Source organism: Nocardioides salsibiostraticola (genome assembly GCF_054783655.1).
The window spans coordinates 238216-254791 of the sequence record NZ_BAAGQD010000017.1; the positions used below are offsets into that span (position 1 = coordinate 238216).

At 68.8% G+C, this 16576-nt stretch carries 17 protein-coding genes and 1 riboswitch; of the genes, 16 read left to right on the forward strand and 1 reads right to left on the reverse strand.

The window, feature by feature from the left end; translation table 11 throughout:
• Positions 1–29 precede the first annotated feature (29 nt).
• From rpoZ to rpe, 10 genes are all read left to right on the forward strand, one after another.
• A complete protein-coding gene (gene rpoZ, locus ACYVLV_RS11775) occupies positions 30–362 on the forward strand; it encodes a DNA-directed RNA polymerase subunit omega (RefSeq protein WP_460810142.1) in 333 nt (110 codons plus the stop codon).
• 68 nt (positions 363–430) lie between these two features.
• The gene (gene coaBC, locus ACYVLV_RS11780; protein ID WP_460810252.1) at positions 431–1633 is read left to right on the forward strand and encodes a bifunctional phosphopantothenoylcysteine decarboxylase/phosphopantothenate--cysteine ligase CoaBC; all 1203 of its coding nucleotides are present in this window, start codon (positions 431–433) and stop codon (positions 1631–1633) included.
• A gap of 92 nt (positions 1634–1725) precedes the next feature.
• A complete protein-coding gene (gene metK, locus ACYVLV_RS11785; protein WP_460810144.1) occupies positions 1726–2931 on the forward strand; it encodes a methionine adenosyltransferase in 1206 nt (401 codons plus the stop codon).
• A gap of 117 nt (positions 2932–3048) precedes the next feature.
• Positions 3049–5142 (forward strand): primosomal protein N', encoded by a 2094-nt coding sequence (locus tag ACYVLV_RS11790; RefSeq protein WP_460810146.1) that lies wholly within the window; start codon positions 3049–3051, stop codon positions 5140–5142.
• 94 nt (positions 5143–5236) lie between these two features.
• Complete coding sequence (gene def / locus ACYVLV_RS11795; protein WP_460810148.1) at positions 5237–5782, forward strand: peptide deformylase; 546 nt, start codon at positions 5237–5239, stop codon at positions 5780–5782.
• A complete protein-coding gene (fmt, locus tag ACYVLV_RS11800) occupies positions 5782–6729 on the forward strand; it encodes a methionyl-tRNA formyltransferase (RefSeq protein WP_460810149.1) in 948 nt (315 codons plus the stop codon). Before def ends, fmt begins: the two co-directional genes overlap by 1 nt.
• Positions 6722–8188 (forward strand): RsmB/NOP family class I SAM-dependent RNA methyltransferase, encoded by a 1467-nt coding sequence (locus tag ACYVLV_RS11805; RefSeq protein WP_460810152.1) that lies wholly within the window; start codon positions 6722–6724, stop codon positions 8186–8188. The genes fmt and ACYVLV_RS11805 overlap by 8 nt, the downstream gene beginning before the upstream one ends.
• Positions 8189–8190: 2 nt before the next feature.
• Positions 8191–9156, forward strand: a complete 966-nt coding sequence (gene ligD, locus ACYVLV_RS11810) for a non-homologous end-joining DNA ligase (protein WP_460810155.1) — start codon at positions 8191–8193, stop codon at positions 9154–9156.
• A 12-nt stretch (positions 9157–9168) separates the two neighbouring features.
• Positions 9169–9597 carry a TY-Chap domain-containing protein gene (locus ACYVLV_RS11815; RefSeq protein ID WP_460810156.1) on the forward strand — a complete coding sequence of 143 codons (429 nt, stop codon included), beginning with the start codon at positions 9169–9171 and terminating at the stop codon, positions 9595–9597.
• A gap of 19 nt (positions 9598–9616) precedes the next feature.
• Complete coding sequence (gene rpe / locus ACYVLV_RS11820) at positions 9617–10285, forward strand: ribulose-phosphate 3-epimerase (protein ID WP_460810157.1); 669 nt, start codon at positions 9617–9619, stop codon at positions 10283–10285.
• A gap of 51 nt (positions 10286–10336) precedes the next feature.
• On the opposite strand, the gene ACYVLV_RS11825 is transcribed toward rpe, so the two are convergent.
• The gene (locus tag ACYVLV_RS11825; protein WP_460810158.1) at positions 10337–10669 is read right to left on the reverse strand and encodes a hypothetical protein; all 333 of its coding nucleotides are present in this window, start codon (positions 10667–10669) and stop codon (positions 10337–10339) included.
• 77 nt (positions 10670–10746) lie between these two features.
• A riboswitch (FMN riboswitch) is annotated at positions 10747–10876 on the forward strand.
• Between the two features lie 74 nt (positions 10877–10950).
• On the opposite strand from ACYVLV_RS11825, the gene ribD reads away from it, so the two are divergent.
• The 6 genes from ribD to ACYVLV_RS11855 all read left to right on the forward strand — a co-directional run bounded on the left by ribD (position 10951) and on the right by ACYVLV_RS11855 (position 16575).
• Positions 10951–11991 carry a bifunctional diaminohydroxyphosphoribosylaminopyrimidine deaminase/5-amino-6-(5-phosphoribosylamino)uracil reductase RibD gene (gene ribD / locus ACYVLV_RS11830; RefSeq protein WP_460810160.1) on the forward strand — a complete coding sequence of 347 codons (1041 nt, stop codon included), beginning with the start codon at positions 10951–10953 and terminating at the stop codon, positions 11989–11991.
• A gap of 1 nt (position 11992) precedes the next feature.
• The gene (locus tag ACYVLV_RS11835) at positions 11993–12613 is read left to right on the forward strand and encodes a riboflavin synthase (RefSeq protein ID WP_460810161.1); all 621 of its coding nucleotides are present in this window, start codon (positions 11993–11995) and stop codon (positions 12611–12613) included.
• Positions 12610–13890 (forward strand): bifunctional 3,4-dihydroxy-2-butanone-4-phosphate synthase/GTP cyclohydrolase II, encoded by a 1281-nt coding sequence (locus ACYVLV_RS11840; protein ID WP_460810162.1) that lies wholly within the window; start codon positions 12610–12612, stop codon positions 13888–13890. Before ACYVLV_RS11835 ends, ACYVLV_RS11840 begins: the two co-directional genes overlap by 4 nt.
• Positions 13887–14357, forward strand: a complete 471-nt coding sequence (ribH, locus tag ACYVLV_RS11845) for a 6,7-dimethyl-8-ribityllumazine synthase (protein ID WP_460810164.1) — start codon at positions 13887–13889, stop codon at positions 14355–14357. The genes ACYVLV_RS11840 and ribH overlap by 4 nt, the downstream gene beginning before the upstream one ends.
• Before the next feature lie 162 nt (positions 14358–14519).
• Positions 14520–15134, forward strand: a complete 615-nt coding sequence (locus ACYVLV_RS11850) for a hypothetical protein (protein WP_460810166.1) — start codon at positions 14520–14522, stop codon at positions 15132–15134.
• A gap of 67 nt (positions 15135–15201) precedes the next feature.
• A complete protein-coding gene (locus ACYVLV_RS11855) occupies positions 15202–16575 on the forward strand; it encodes a signal peptidase I (protein ID WP_460810168.1) in 1374 nt (457 codons plus the stop codon).
• Position 16576 lies beyond the last annotated feature (1 nt).

Genomic DNA, 16576 nt, shown 5'->3' on the forward strand with positions numbered 1-16576 from the left:
GAATCCCACGATCTTAAGAGGCTTTCTACGTGTCTGCGCCCAACATCAACGCCGAGGGTGTCACCAACCCGCCCATCGACGAGCTGCTGACCAAGACCGACAGCAAGTACAAGCTGGTGCTCTACAGCGCCAAGCGGGCCCGCCAGATCAACGCCTACTACTCCCAGCTGGGCGAGGGCCTGCTCGAGTACGTCGGCCCCCTGGTCGACACGCAGGTCCAGGAGAAGCCGCTGTCGATCGCGTTGCGCGAGATCGCCGCCGACAAGCTGACCTGTGAAGACGTCGACCCCGCCGTGCTGGCCGCCGAAGAAGCTGCAGCCAAGCAGGCGGCCCTCGACGCCGCCGCCGCCGGCAACGAATGACCCGCTGAGCACACACGTTGTTGAATCACGGTGACGAGGCCGCACCCCCGACGGGGGTGCGGCCTCGTGTGGTGCTCGGAGTATCCGGCGGGATCGCGGCGTACAAGGCCTGTGAGGTGCTGCGCCGCCTGACGGAGTCCGGCCACGACGTCACCGTGGTGCCCACCGCGGCGGCGCTGAAGTTCGTCGGTGCCGCGACCTGGTCCGCTCTGTCGGGCAAGGAGGTCGCCAGTGACGTCTGGACCGACGTCGCCCGGGTCCCGCACGTCAAGATCGGGCAACAGGCCGACCTGGTCGTCGTCGCTCCGGCCACGACCGACCTGCTGGCCAAGGCAGCCCACGGACTGGCCGACGACCTGCTGACCAACACCCTGCTCACCGCACGGTGCCCGGTGGTCTTCGCCCCGGCCATGCACACCGAGATGTGGGAGCACCCCGCGACTCAGGCCAACGTCGCGACCCTGCGCGAGCGGGGATCGGTCGTCCTGACCCCGGCCGAGGGCCGACTGACCGGCCAGGACACGGGCAAGGGTCGACTGCCCGACCCCGACGAGATCTTCGCGACCGCCATGGAGGTCCTGGCCCGCGGCGTCGGCTCCCTCGACCTCGCCGGAAGGCGGGTCGTCGTCTCCGCCGGAGGAACCCGCGAACCCCTCGACCCGGTCCGCTTCCTCGGGAACCGCTCCTCGGGGCTGCAGGGGTACGCGCTGGCGCGTTCGGCGGCGGTGCGGGGCGCGGAGGTCACCCTCGTGTCCGCCAATGTCTCCCTGCCCGACCCGGCCGGGGTGCACGTCGTACGGGTGGGCTCGACCGCGGAGCTGCGCACGGCGATGCTCGACCACACCGGGGACGCGGACGCCATCGTGATGGCGGCCGCGCCGGCCGACTTCCGGCCCACGTCACTGAGCAGCAACAAGATCAAGAAGTCGGCCGACGGATCGGCGCCGGTGATCGAACTGGTGCAGAACCCCGACATCCTCCACGAGCTCTCCACCCACCGGTCGCGAGCCGACGCGGTCATCGTCGGGTTCGCCGCCGAAACCGGTGATGCGACCGGATCGGTGCTGGAGCTCGCCACCGCCAAGTTGGCCCGGAAGGGCTGCGACCTCCTGGTCCTGAATGACGTCAGTGGCGGAGCGGTCTTCGGCAGCGCCGACAACAAGGCCCTCATCTTGTCGATGGACTCCGAGCCGGTGGACGTGCCTGCGGGGTCCAAGACCCTGGTGGCGCACGCCATCTGGGATCAGGTCGCGCGACGATTCGGTACGTGAGACGCCCGTCTTGCATAGTGGTCACGCCCTAGGCTGAGTCGGGCCGATACTCGGCCCGACCGATCACATCTCGAGCGAGAGCGAGTTCCCCCGTGGCTGGACGTCTTTTCACATCGGAATCGGTGACTGAGGGTCACCCGGACAAGATCGCCGATGCGATCAGCGACACCGTGCTCGACTATTTGATGGCCCACGACTCCAATCCCAAGAACCTCCGGGTCGCGGTGGAGACGTTGCTCACCACCGGTCTGGTCGTCGTCGCCGGTGAGGTCCGCACCGACGCCTACGCACCGGTCGCGGAGTTGGTCCGCAAGAAGATCCTGGAGATCGGCTACGACCACTCCGACAAGGGCTTCGACGGCACCACCTGTGGAGTCCAGGTCGCCATCGGCGCCCAGTCCAGCGACATCGCCGCAGGCGTCGACCACGGCCACGAGTCGCGCGTCGGATCCTCGATCGACGAGCTCGACGCCCAGGGTGCTGGTGACCAGGGTCTGATGTTCGGATACGCCTGCGACGACACCGAGGTGTTGATGCCGCTGCCGATCGTGATGGCCCAGCGACTCTCCGAGCGGCTCACCGCCGTCCGGAAGGACGGGACGCTCGACTACCTGCGTCCTGACGGCAAGACCCAGGTCACCATCGAGTACAGCGCCGAGGGCGCCCCGGTCCGCGTCGACACGGTGGTTCTCTCCACCCAGCACGCCGCCGGGATCGACCTCGATGCGACTCTCCAACCCGACATCAAGAAGCACGTCATCGACCCCGTCCTCGACAGCTTCGACATCCCCTCGGACGACTACCGCCTCCTGGTGAACCCAACCGGAACCTTCGTCGTCGGTGGCCCGATGGGTGACGCCGGTCTGACCGGACGCAAGATCATCGTCGACACCTACGGCGGGATGGCCCGCCACGGTGGCGGCGCGTTCTCCGGCAAGGACCCCTCGAAGGTCGACCGCTCGGCCGCTTACGCCATGCGCTGGGTCGCCAAGACCGTCGTTGCTGCTGGCCTGGCCAAGCGGTGCGAGGCGCAGGTCGCCTACGCCATCGGCAAGGCCGCCCCCGTGGGCGTGTTCATCGAGACCTTCGGCACCGGCACGGTCTCCGATGAACTGATCCAAAAGGCGGTCCTGGAGATCTTCGACCTCCGCCCCGCCGCGATCATCCGGGACCTGGACCTGCTGCGGCCGATCTACGCCCAGACCTCGGCGTACGGCCACTTCGGGCGCGAACTGCCCGACTTCACCTGGGAGCGGACCGACCGCGCCGAGGCACTCAAGGCCGCCTGCGCCAACTGACCCCAGCTCCCGCCGAGTCGGCGCTACTTGACGCAAGTAGCGCCGACTCGACGTCGTACGGGAGTCAACAAGCGCCGACTCGGCAGTACGTCGGTGGGGCCTGATAGACACGCCGTCATGACGACGCCATCCCAGCCTGGGGATCAGCCGGGTGAACAGCCCGAGGAGCAGCCCGAGCTGCTGCCCGGGCTGGTGCGGCAGAGCGTGGCCCAGTCCAGGGCTGCGGCCCAGGCGAAGTCGAAGGCGACCCGCGCGGCCAAGGTCGCCGGTGCCGAGTTGGCCACGACGCTGCCGGTGGCCAGGGTCCTGGTCGACGTGGCGTTGGCCCACCTGGACCGCACCTTCGACTACGCCGTCCCGACGACCATGGACGCCGCAGCACAGCCCGGCGTGCGGGTGAAGGTGCGCTTCGCCGGCCAGGACGTGGACGCCTACGTCGTGGAGCGAGTCGCCACCAGCGACCACACCGGAGCCCTGACCCCGCTGCGCCGGGTGGTCAGCGACGAACCGGTGTTGAGCCCCGGTGTCGTGGCGTTGGCCGGTGACGTCGCTCGTCGTTACGCAGGGGTCCGTTCCGATGTGTTCCGGCTGGCCATCCCGCCACGGCACGCGACGATCGAGAAGCAACCCCGGCCCACCCCGTCGCCTGCCCCCCTCGCGAGTGCGGACGCGCTCGCCGCGGCCAGCGCGACCTGGTCGGGTTTCGAGCGGGCCGAGGCATTCCTGGGGCACCTGGGAACCGGCGCACCCCGTGCGGTCGCCACCGTGGCGCCGGGTGACGACTGGCCCTCGCTGATCGCTCGGGCCGCCGCTGTGGCCGCTGCCGCAGACCGGGGCGTCATCGTGTGTCTCCCCGACGGCAAGGACGTCCACCGACTCGACGGCGCCCTCGAAGCGGCGCTGGGACCGGACCGGCACGTGTGTCTGACCGCCGATCTCGGACCTGCCGAGCGTTACCGCCGGTTCCTGGCGGTCAGTCGTGGGGATCGTCGAGTGGTCGTCGGCACCCGATCAGCCGCCTTCGCTCCGGTTCACGACCTCGGCCTCGTGATGATCTGGGACGACGGTGACGACCTCCACGCCGAGCCGCGGGCGCCGTACCCCCACACGCGGGAGACCCTCCTGTTGCGCGCCGAACGCGACGGCGCGGCTGCACTGCTGCTGGGGTTCGCGCGTTCGGTGGAGGGTCAGCACCTGCTCCGCACCGGTTGGGCGGCGGAGCTACGCGTGCCGCGTCAACGATTGCGTGACCAGGCCCGCGTCACCGTCGCCGGGGCGACCGAGATGGACCTGATGAAGGACCCGCATGCGGCGGCCGCCCGGATCCCGCGCCAGGTCCATCAGGTGATCCGTGGGGCGTTGCAGACCGGTCCGGTCCTCGTCCAGACACCGCGCGCCGGGTACGCCGTGGCGCTGTCGTGCGACCGGTGCTGGACTCCGGCGCGGTGCCAGGTGTGCACCGGGCCGTTGTCGCTGAACGGACCGACCGATCCTCCGCAGTGTCGCTGGTGCGGCGTGTCGGCGCCTGCGTGGGCGTGCCCGGAGTGTGGTGGTCGCGGCCTGCGGGCGCCGGTCCTGGGCGACGCGAGAACCGCCGAAGAACTGGGACGGAGCTTCCCTTCCACCCTGGTGCTCTCCTCGTCCGGGGACCGGGTGCGGTCGCAGGTCGACGCGTCCAGCGCGATCGTCGTCGCCACGCCGGGGGCCGAGCCGGTCGCGGCCGAGGGGTACGCCGCGGTGGTGCTGCTCGACGGTTGGCTCATGTTGGACGGGGATGGCTACCGCTCCGCCGAGGAGACACTGCGGCGTTGGAGCAATGCGGTCGGGTTGATCCGGGCCGGCGGAGTCAGCATCGTCGTGGCGGACCCCGCCCACCGCGCCGTGCAGGCTCTGGTGCGGTGGGACCACTCAGGCTTCGCGGAGCGCGAGACCCACGAACGGGCGGAGGCCCATCTCCCGCCAGCCTCTCGCCTGGTCACGATCACCGGCGATCCCGGCGCGGTCGACGACGTGGTGACCCTGTTGGATCGCCCGGTCGATGCCGAGATCCTGGGTCCAGTGCGGGTGGACGAGGGCGAGGACCGGGTGGTCGTCCGGGTCCCGCGGGCGCAGGGGGGAGCGTTGTCCAGAGCACTGGGCGAGGTGCAGCGGGTCCGGTCGGGACGAAAACTCGATGCTGTGCGAATCCGCGTCGACCCGGGGTCCCTGTGAGCCCCACAGGCTCTCACTAGACTGGGCTAGCGAACTCTCTCCAGTTGTCTCTGAGTTTCGTCCAAACGCTCCCATCCCCGTCCCGAGGAGATCCGTGGCCATTCAGCCGATCCGTCTTTTCGGCGATCCGGTCCTGCGCAAGCCGGCCCTCGAGGTCGTCACCTTCGACCGCGAACTACGGACCCTGATCAGCGATCTGACCGACACCATGCTCGAGGCTCCGGGTGCTGGTCTCGCCGCGCCCCAGATCGGGGTCGGACTGCGCGCGTTCACCTGGTTCGTCGACGGCGAGGTCGGTCACCTCATCAATCCGGTCCTGGACCTCTCCAGGGAGGAGCAGGACGGACCCGAGGGTTGCCTGTCGCTGCCCGACATGACCTTCGACTGCCTACGCGCACTGTCCCTGGTGGCGAAGGGGTTCAACATGCACGGCGAACCCGTGACGATCGAGGGATCGCATCTGTTGGCCCGTGCGATCCAACACGAGACCGACCACCTGGACGGGGTGCTCTTCATCGACCGGCTCGACGCCGCCGCCCGCAAGGCGGCGATGAAGGAGATCCGCGAGTCCGAGTGGTTCGGACTCGAGCAGCCCACGGTCAGGATCAGCCCCCACGCCACCCGAGGATTTGGTATTTGATGCGCGTCGTCTTCGCAGGAACCCCCGAGGTCGCCCTCCCCGCCCTGGAGGCGGTCGCCGCCTCCCACCACGAACTGGTCGGAGTGATCACGCGTCCCGACGCACCATCGGGTCGGGGACGCAAGCTCGTGGCGAGTCCGGTGGCTCAGCGCGCCGAGGAGCTGGGAGTGCCGGTCCTCAAGCCGGAGCACCCGCGTGACCCCGACTTCCAGGCCGAGTTGGTGGCGCTGGCCCCCGACTGCTGTCCGGTCGTCGCCTACGGCGCGATGATTCCCCAGCATGTTCTGGACCTGGTGCCCCAGGGGTGGATCAACCTGCACTTCTCCTGCCTCCCCGCCTGGCGTGGAGCGGCCCCCGTGCAGCACTCGCTGTGGGCCGGGGACGAGGTGACCGGAGCCACGACGTTCCGCATCGTCAAGGCCATGGACGCCGGTCCCACGTTCGGCGTGATGACCCAGCTGGTCCAGCCGCAGGACACCGCGGGCGACATGCTGGCCAAACTGGCCGAGGGCGGAGCCGAGCTTCTCGTGGCGACGCTGAACGGCATCGAGGACGGAACTCTCGAAGCGCGCGCACAACCCGAGGACGGCACCAGTTACGCCCCCAAGATCCTCGTCGAGCACGCCGAGATCGACTGGTCACACCCGGCGGTGGCGGTGGACCGGCAGGTCCGAGCCTGCACCCCCGCACCCGGTGCCTGGTCCTGGCACGAGGGTCAGCGGATCAAGATCGGTCCGATCACCCTGACCGAGGAACGGCTCCCTCCGGGCGCGGTCCAGGTGACCAAGCGCGAGGTGCTGGTCGGGACCGGCACGCAGGCGGTCCGACTGGGTCTGGTCAAGGCGTTCGGCAAGAAGGAGATGCCCGCGGCGGACTGGGCGCGAGGTGCGGCCCTCGCCGACGACGTGACGTTCGGGGAAGCTCCCAAGGGCGATGCGGATGGTTGAGGCGCGTCGTACTCCCACCTCCGGCAAGTCCCAGGCCTCTGGCAAGTCCCAGACCTCCGGCAAGGGCCAGTCCCGAGGCGCGGCCAAGCCCCAAGCCCGCGGGCGGGCCACGGGTAGTGCCTCGAAGTTGGACCCGTCCCGGGTCGCGGCCCTGGAGACGCTGAAGGTGGTGCGCGTCGACCACGGCTACGCCAACCTGGTGCTGCCTGCGGTGATCAGCCACTTCGGTCTCGAGACCCGCGACGCGGCCTTCACCACCGAACTGGTCTCCGGCACCCTGCGCCTGCGGGGCACCTACGACGCCATCATCGGAGCCTGCAGCGACCGCCCGGTCTCGAAGATCGAGGGCAAGGTGTTGGACGCACTGAGGTTGGGCGCTCACCAGTTGCTCTCGATGAGGGTCCCGCCCCATGCGGCGATCAGCACGACCGTCGACCTCGTCACCGCCAAGGGTGGCTCGGGCGCGGGCAAGTTCGCCAACGCGGTGCTGCGTAAGGTCTCCCAGAACGATCTGGCGACCTGGATCGAGTTGCTCGTCCCGGCCGACACGACTTCACCGCTGCGGTACGCCGAGGTCGCCTTCAGCCATCCACGGTGGATCATCGGGGAGTTGAAACAGGCCGTGGGCAACGAGGAACTGCACGATCTGCTCGCGGCCGACAACGAACGACCGAAGGTCACGCTGGTGGCCCGACCCGGGCGATCGACCCGCCAGGAACTGCCGGGGGAGCCCACGGCGTACTCGCCCTATGGTGTCGTCCTCGAGGGCGGAGCACCCTCCTCGGTGCCGGCCGTGGCCGAGGGCCGGGCGGGCGTCCAGGACGAGGGTTCACAACTGGTGGCCGCTGCGCTGGCCGCGGCGCGCGTCGAGGGCCCCGACCGGCTGTGGGTCGATCTGTGCGCCGGTCCGGGAGGCAAGTCGGCGCTGCTGGCCGGGTTGGCCGACCAGCAGGGCGCATCATTGCTCGCGATCGAGACCCAACACCACCGAAGCCGTCTCGTGGCCAGGTCGCTGCGGGGAGCCGACGGTGTCGCGGGGGTCCTGACCGCAGATGGGACCGCGCCACCGCTGGCGCCGGGGTCGGTAGATCGGGTGTTGGTCGACGCTCCGTGCACCGGACTGGGGGCATTGAGGCGTCGTCCCGAGGCCCGGTGGCGACGACGGCCTGACGACCTGTTGGTGCTGGTCCTGTTGCAACGGCGCCTTCTCGAATCCGCACTCAATCTGGTCCGGCCCGGTGGTGTGGTGCTCTATGCGACCTGCTCCCCGGTTCTGGCGGAGACCAGTGAGGTCGTCGTCTCGACCCTCCAGCAACGCGACGACGTCGACCTGGAGGATGTGGGAGCTCTCATCCCCGCGGTGTCGAACTGCGTCGGTCCGCTTCCGGGAACCGTGCAACTGTGGCCCCACCGACACGGAACCGACGCCATGTTCATGGCCCTGATCCGAAAGTCCTGACCATGAGCGCCAAGCGGGCCAGCTCACCGGCGGTCGAGATCGAGGTCGACGACCGGGTGATCCGGGTCAGCAACCCGGACCGGATCTACTTCCCGGAGAGCGGCGCCACCAAGTTGGACCTGGTGGAGTACTACCTCGCGGTCGGGGAAGGCATCGTCACCTCGTTGTGGGAACGGCCGTGCATGCTGCACCGGTTCCCCACAGGTCTCTCGGGGGAGAAGGTGCACCAGAAGCGGTTGCCGCGTGGTGCCCCGGATTGGGTCGAGACGGTTCCCCTGCACTTTCCGCGCTGGAATCGCACCGCCGACGAGTTGTGCGTGACCGAGTTGGGTTCGGTGATCTGGGCGGTGCAGATGTCCACCGTCGAGTTCCACCCCTGGAACAGTCGGCGTGAGGATCCGGAGAAGCCCGACGAGTGGCGCATAGATCTCGATCCCGGCCCTCTGTCGGACTTCGCCCAGGTGCAACGAGTGGCCGGGGTGGTGCACGAGGTCCTCGATGAGATGGGTGTGACGGGCTACCCGAAGGCCAGCGGCGGTTCAGGGCTGCACATCTACGTGCGGATCGTCCCCGAGCACGGGCACCAGCAGGTACGCCGTGCCGCCCTCGCCTTCGCCCGCGAGGTCGAGCGACGGTCACCGAACGACGTCACGACGACCTGGTGGCGCAAGGACCGCGACCCCCACCACCTGTTCGTGGACTACAACCAGAACGCGCGAGACCACACCATCGCTGCGGCGTACTCGGTCCGTGGTGTGCCCGACGCCCGAGTCTCGGCGCCGGTGCAGTGGGAGGAGATCGACCAGTGCGACCCCCACGATTTCACCATCTTCTCCATGCCCGCGCGCTTCGCCGAGTTGGGTGACCTCCACGCGGAGATGGACTCCGGTGCCTATGACATCGCGCCGCTACTGGAGTGGGCGGATAGAGACGAACGTGACGGAGCGGCGGCTCCGCCCGAAGAATGAGACACTCCTCACATGCGTGGCACGTGGGACGATCTCAATCGACGTTTGGCCGGCGGGATGCTGGGCCTGGACATGGACGACTCCTTGGTGATCGGGGAGCGTCGCGCCCTGGTCGGCAAGGGCTTGTTCCACAAGAAGGTGCCCGACCCGTCACCCCGTCGGTACGTGCAGGTGACCGCGGCTCGCGACTTCCTGATCGGTGAGTGCGTGGGCTCGACGACCTTCGGTGGCGAGTGGGAGATGTCCCCGGAGACCGAGGCGCATCTGGAGCGGATCGGCTGGGAGCGGCCGTGGTCGCCGAAGTACCCGACGTACAGCCGACAGGTCAGCCTTGCCTCGTCCCCGAAGCTGGCCCTCGCGATGGCGCGGACCCTGGAGATCCTCGGCTGTGAGATGGAGAACCTCGAAGCGGAACTGGTCCACGAGGAGCCCGAGGGCTGAGTCCCACTACGCTTGCGGGGTGGGACTACAGATCACGCCAAGCATCCTGAACGCCGACTTCGCCCAGATGGGGGCCGAGGTCGCCCGGATCGGTAGCGCCGACATGGTGCACGTCGACGTCATGGACAACCACTTCGTGCCGAACCTGACCTTCGGGCCGACCATGGTCGAGGCGCTGAGTCGTTCGACGGACCTTCCGCTGGACGCTCACCTGATGATCGCCGACGTGGATCGGCACGCCCTCGACTACGTCGACGCCGGTTGCGCCTCGGTGACCTTCCATGTGGAGGCGGCCAGCGCTCCGATCCGGCTGGCCCGCGAGATCCGCAAGGCCGGCGCCCGGGCATCGATGGCGTTGAAGCCCGCGACGCCGATCGCGCCGTACGAAGACATGCTGAGCGAACTCGACATGCTCCTGATCATGACCGTCGAGCCCGGGTTCGGCGGCCAGAAGTTCCTCGACCTGTGCCTACCGAAGATCCGGGCAGCCCGGGCGATGATGGATCGGCACGGTCTCGAGTGCTGGCTCCAGGTCGACGGCGGGGTCTCGCTGGAGACCATCGAGCGGTGTGCTGAAGCCGGAGCCGACGTCTTCGTGGCCGGAAGCGCGGTCTACTCCGCCGAGGATCCCGACGCCATGGTCACCAAACTCCGTCAGACAGCGCAATCCGCCATCACCACCGCGTGAGTCGGCGCAACTTGACGCCGAAAACAGCCTGACCCGGCGCGTCTTTTACAACTAGCGCCGACTCGGCAGTTCAGACCCACACGATTCGCACAAGGGAGCGTCGACGGCGTTGCGCGCCAAACAGTCCTCGCACCAGGTCCCGGTGCCGTCGTCAGAGGACAGCCGCCAGCAACCGATGCTCACCGCGGCGAACACGGCGGTGAGGACGCCGTATTGAAGGGCCAGACGCATCGGCTGCCCGTTCGCGCCCCGGCGGGTTTCACCGAGCACCTGCCAGGCGCCGTAGCCCAGGACACCCACGCAGAGTCCCGCGAGCAGCAGGCTCAAGAGCACGAGGACGCGGTTCAGGCTTTCGACATCGCGCGGCGGGCGGCGGGGACTCACGCCAGGATCTTACGTGCCGCAGGTCACCTGCCACCTCCCTGTGCGGTGTGGCAGAATCGTCGCGACGAGTGAACTACTCGCGTGCTCTGGGGTCGGTGTAATTCCGAGCCGGCGGTGAAAGTCCGCGACCCGGTCATAGCCAATGACCGGTTGATCAGGTGAGATTCCTGGACCGACGGTTAAAGTCCGGATGGGAAGCGCACGCAGGTGGCTCGGTGTGCGCGTGCACTCTCGAGTCGCTTGATCGGCCCCGGAGTCCGTGACGGACAACGGAGAGGCCCATGATCCAGTCAGGTGAGCAGGACGCGATGCTGCGTGCCCTCGCCCTGGCGGCGTCCCCCGGGGTGCCGTTGGGTCCCAACCCGCGCGTGGGCTGTGTGCTGCTGAGCCCGTCGGGTGAGGTGATCGCGGAGGGCTTCCACCGCGGCGCGGGGACACCGCACGCCGAGGTCGATGCTCTCTTCGCCGCAGGTTCGGCGGCCCAAGGCGCGACCGCCGTCGTCACGCTGGAGCCCTGCAACCACACCGGACGCACCGGGCCCTGCGCTCAGGCGCTCATCGCAGCCGGCGTACGACGCGTGGTCGTGGCCCAGACCGACACCAACCCCGTTGCCGCCGGGGGAGCCGAGACCCTCCGTGCCGCGGGAATCCAGGTCGAGACCGGCCTACTGGCCGAGCCGGCCCGTGAACTGAACCGGATCTGGACCTTTGCCGTGGAGCACCAGAGGCCCTTCGTCACCTGGAAGTTCGCCACCACGCTCGACGGTCGCAGCGCCGCCGCCGACGGAACCTCGCGTTGGGTCAGCAACACCGCGGCCCGCAAGGACACCCACCGGCTGCGTGCGCTGGCCGACGTGATCTTGGTCGGCACCAACACGGTGGTCGTGGACGACCCCCGGTTGACCGTGCGTGACGACCAGGATCAGCCACTGCCCGATCAGCCGCTACGGGTCGTCATGGGGAAGCGCGACGTGGACCCGGACGCCCACATCTTCACCGACGGTGCGGGGCTCCACCTGCGGACCCGAGACCCGCGGACCGCGCTCCGGGAACTGTTCGCCCTCGACCGTCAGCATGTCTTCCTCGAGGGTGGCCCGACCCTGGCCTCGGCCTTCCTGAGCGCCGGGCTCATCGACGAGGTCGTGACCTACGTGGCGCCGACGCTGCTGGGCGCCGGACGCGCGGCCGTCGGCGATCTCGGGATCCCCACCTTGGACGAGGCCCTGCGCCTCGACATCACCGACATCACCGTGCTGCCCGGCATCGACGATGAGTCAGCCAACGTTCGCCTCACCATGACTCCCACGCGAGAGGACACCTGAATTGTTCACCGGAATCGTCGAGGAACTCGGCACAGTCGCTCACATCGAAGAGCTCGGAGACTCCGTTCGCCTGACCATCGGGGCCGCCACGGTCCTGACCGATGTCGGTCTCGGCGACTCGATCGCCGTCAACGGATGCTGTCTGACCGTGGTGTCCACCACCGAGGACGGCGGCGCGGCGGTCGCGTGGACGGCGGACGTCATGCAGGAGACGCTGAACCGGACGAGCTTGCAGGGCGTCGAGGTCGGCAGTGCGGTCAATCTCGAACGCGCCGTCACGGCCGAGAAGCGCCTGGGCGGACACATCGTCCAGGGTCACGTCGACGGGGTCGGCCACGTCATCGCCCGGACCCCGAGCGAGAACTGGGAGATCGTCGAGATCTCCCTGCCCGACGGGTTGGGCCGCTACGTGGTCGAGAAGGGCTCGATCACCGTGGACGGCGTCAGCCTCACGGTGGCCGAGATCACCGACGACTCCTTCTCAGTCAGCCTCATCCCCGAAACCCTGTCCCGTACGACGCTCGGTCGCCGCCAGGTCGGCGACCGCGTGAACCTCGAGGTCGACATCATCGCCAAGCACGTGGAGAAGCTTCTTCACGGCTACACCCAGGAGAAGTCATGAGTGAGCAGTCCACCGCCCGACCCGAGATCCAACACGGGGGAGTGCGCCTCGACTCGGTCGAGCGGGCCATCGCGGACATCGCCGCCGGTCGGGCCGTCATCGTCGTCGACGACGAGGGCCGCGAGAACGAGGGCGACATCATCTTCGCCGCCAGCAAAGCGACACCGGAGCTGATGGCCTTCACGATCCGTCACTCCAGCGGGGTGATCTGTGTGCCGATGCCGGCCGACATGCTCGACCGGCTGGAGATCCCGCTGATGACGCCGCACAACAAGGACAAACTGCGCACGGCGTACACGATCTCGGTCGACTCGCGCGACGGCGTCAGCACCGGTATCTCGGCGGCGGACCGGGCCCACACCGCACGCGTGCTCGCGGACTCGGCCACCGAGCCGTGGGAGATCACGCGTCCCGGCCACGTTTTCCCGCTGCGCTATCGCGAGGGTGGGGTGCTGGTCCGCCGGGGTCACACCGAGGCCGCCGTCGACCTGGCCACGCTGGCGGGGCTGACGCCCGCCGGGGTCCTGGTCGAGGTCGTCAACGACGACGGCACGATGAAGCGGGCCCCCGAGTTGCGGGCCTTCGCCGACGAGCACGACCTCGCGATGATCTCGATCGACGACCTGGTGCGCTACCGCCGCCGTCACGAGAACCTCGTGGACCGGGTCGCCGAGACCCGACTGCCCACCCGTCACGGTGACTTCACCGCCTACGGCTACCGGATCACCGTCGACGGCTCCGAGCACATCGCCCTGGTCTACGGCGATGGCGCGGTGAACGGCTGGGGCTCCGAACCGGTGCTGACCCGGGTGCACTCGGAGTGCCTGACCGGCGACGTCTTCGGCAGCAACCGCTGCGACTGCGGCCCGCAGCTGGACGAGGCCATCGAGCGCATCGTGGCCGAGGGCCGCGGCGTCGTGGTCTACCTTCGTGGCCACGAGGGTCGCGGCATCGGTCTGGTCGCGAAGCTGCAGGCCTACCAACTGCAGGACGGCGGTCGCGACACCGTCGACGCCAACCTCGACCTGGGTCTGCCTGCCGACGCCCGCCACTACGGCACCGCCACGCAGATCCTGCGCGACCTGAAGATCGACAGCGTCAATCTGCTGACCAACAACCCCGACAAGGTGAGCAACCTCGAGGACTTCGGGATCACCGTTTCCGAGCGGGTTCCGCTGACCCCGCACCCCAACGACCACAACCTGAGTTACCTACTGACCAAGCGCGACCGGATGGGTCACCATCTGCCCGACCTCGGCGAAGGGACGAACTCATGAGCGGCCACGGAGCCCCCACCGCGGCACCCGTCGACGCCAGCGCCCTGCGGGTCGCCATCGTCGCCGCGAGTTGGCACACCGAGGTCATGGACGGACTGCTCGCTGGGGCGGAGCGGGCCTGCGCGGCGTACTCCGTCTCCGACGCAGACGTCGTCCGGGTGCCGGGAACCTTCGAGTTGCCGGTGGTCTGCTCGGCCCTGGCCGCCCAGGGGTACGACGCGGTGGTGGCGCTGGGTGTGGTCATCCGTGGTGGCACCCCGCACTTCGACTTCGTCTGCAACGCCGCCACCGATGGTTTGACCCGGGTCGCTCTGGACCACACCGTGGCCGTTGGTTTCGGCGTGCTGACCTGCGACACCGACGCCCAGGCGTTGGACCGTGCCGGACTCGAGGGGTCCAACGAGGACAAGGGGTACGAGGCGACCTCGGCCGCGTTGGAGACGGCGCTGACCCTGCGATCGTTCTGAGTGGTTGAGCGGGCCAGGGGGGGGCCGATCGGGCAGTTCTGGGTAGTCCGTTGGGGCAGCCGGCGCGCCGAATCGTCATTTACGGGACCAAAGGCTGCGGGGGCGAGACATCCGGGACAGGGTGCGCTCATCACCCCCACCATGCTTAGGAGCATCCCCCACGTGCGCATCCCCACGTCTCGACCCGCCAAGTTCGCCGCCGCCGCAGCCACCCCCGTTGCGGTGATCGTGGCGGCCGGTCTTATCTGGCAGTCGTCCTACGCCGCCTTCAGCGGCACCACCCGCAACTCCGGCAACGACTGGGCCACCGGTTCGGTCACCCTCACCGACGACGACGCCGGCGCATCGCGCTTCCAGGTCGGGGCCATGACCCCGGAGGCCACCGGCACCCAGTGCATCAAGATCACCGCCAACGCCAGCGTGCCCGGCACGGTCAAGGGCTACGCCGTCAACCCGGTGACGTCCCCGGCCGGGCTCGAGGACCACATCAAGATCGTCGTGTCCTCGGGAACCGGCGGCAGCTTCGCCACCTGCGAGGGCTACGTCAAGGGGCAGGACGTCATCCCCGCCTCTTCCGACACCTCCCTCTCCGACCTCGCGGCCTCCAACAGCTACGACGCCGGGATCGGCGGCTGGGACGTCGACTCCGGAACGCAATCGCGCACCTACTCGATCACGTGGACCTTCGACACGGTCGGTCTGACTCAGACACAGATCAACCTGTTGCAGGGTTCGCACACGGGTATCGACTTCCAGTGGGAACTGCAGAGCAGCTGACGTCATCTCTTCTCCTGCAGACGAACGCAGGGACAGGATCCTGGGCGGCTCGTGGTTCATCGGACACGTGCTGGCCAGGGCCTACGTCGCCTTTCTCCTGACCCTGCTCACGGTGGCGCTGTTACCCACCTTGTTGACCTGGTCGGGCTTCGTGGTGCGCAGCGGTTCGATGGAGCCCACCATCGCCGTCGGAGACGTGGTGGTGGCGCAGCCCTTCGATGCGGCCTCCGAGGTGCCCCTGGGCCGGGTCGTGGTCTTCCCCAACCCGGCGAAGCCCGAGAGCGACGAGCTGCTGCTCCACCGCGTGGTGGAGAACCTCGGCGGCGGCGAGTTCGCGACGGCGGGTGACGCCAACGCCACCTATGACGCCTCGCCGGTGACGTCCTCCGACCTGGACGCCCAGGCGCGCCTGCTCGTTCCGTTGATCGGGCGGCCGGTCGTGTGGCTGGCCGACGGCCGTTTACTGACCGGGGGAGCGTGGCTTCTCGCCACGGCCGCGGCCCTCGTCCTGGCCCGACGTCGCCGTGACGAGCACGTCGACGGGGATCACCCCGGGGGTGGGCGTCGGCCCGTTCGTTCGGGACGGGCCCTCATCCGGCGCGTTCGTCGCGGCGGCTCACTCGCCGGTGGTCTCGCGATCGTGACCGCGACCGGGATGGCGATCTCCGGCACCCACACGGCGACGGCTGCCTTCACGTCCAGATCCATCACGGGCTCGAACACCTGGAGCGTGGCTGAAGCCCCGCGACAGCCTTACACCGATCAGGTGCTGGTCGACACCCCCTATGCCTACTACCAGGTCGACGAGGCCTCGGGCAGCCTTGCGGCGGACAGTTCCGGCAACGCCCGGCCCGGCACCTTCGCGGCCGTCTCGGCCTACCGTCAGACCAACGGGCTTCCCGACAACGCCGGTTTCGCGGTCAAGCTGGGTGGCGCAGGACGCTTGGTGACCGGTGGTCCCGCCATCTCCGACCCCACGACCTTCTCCCTCGAGCTCTGGTTCAAGACCACCACGAAGAACGGCGGCAAGCTGATCGGGTTCGAGAGCACCCGCAACGCGTCCTCGCTCTCCGCCGACCGGCACGTCTTCATGCGGACCGACGGTCGGCTGGAGTACGGCGGGTGGATCGAGTCCGGTCCCTACTCCACCATCACGTCCCCGCAGGCCTACAACAACGGCGGTTGGCATCATCTCGTCGTGACGGCCTCTCCGCGTGGCAACCGGCAGGACGCCGTCATCTACGTCGACGGCCTCGCAGTTGCGTCGGGGAAGACCACCCGCACCGGGGAGTACGCCGGATGGTGGCGTGTCGGTTCCGGCGGCGTACCGCTCCTCTCGGGGTATCCGAGCGCCGCTTTCGACGGCAGCATCGACCAGGTGGCCGTCTACGAGAGCGAGCTCAGCGCCGCCCGCGTCGAGAGCCACTGGGCGGCTCGCTGAG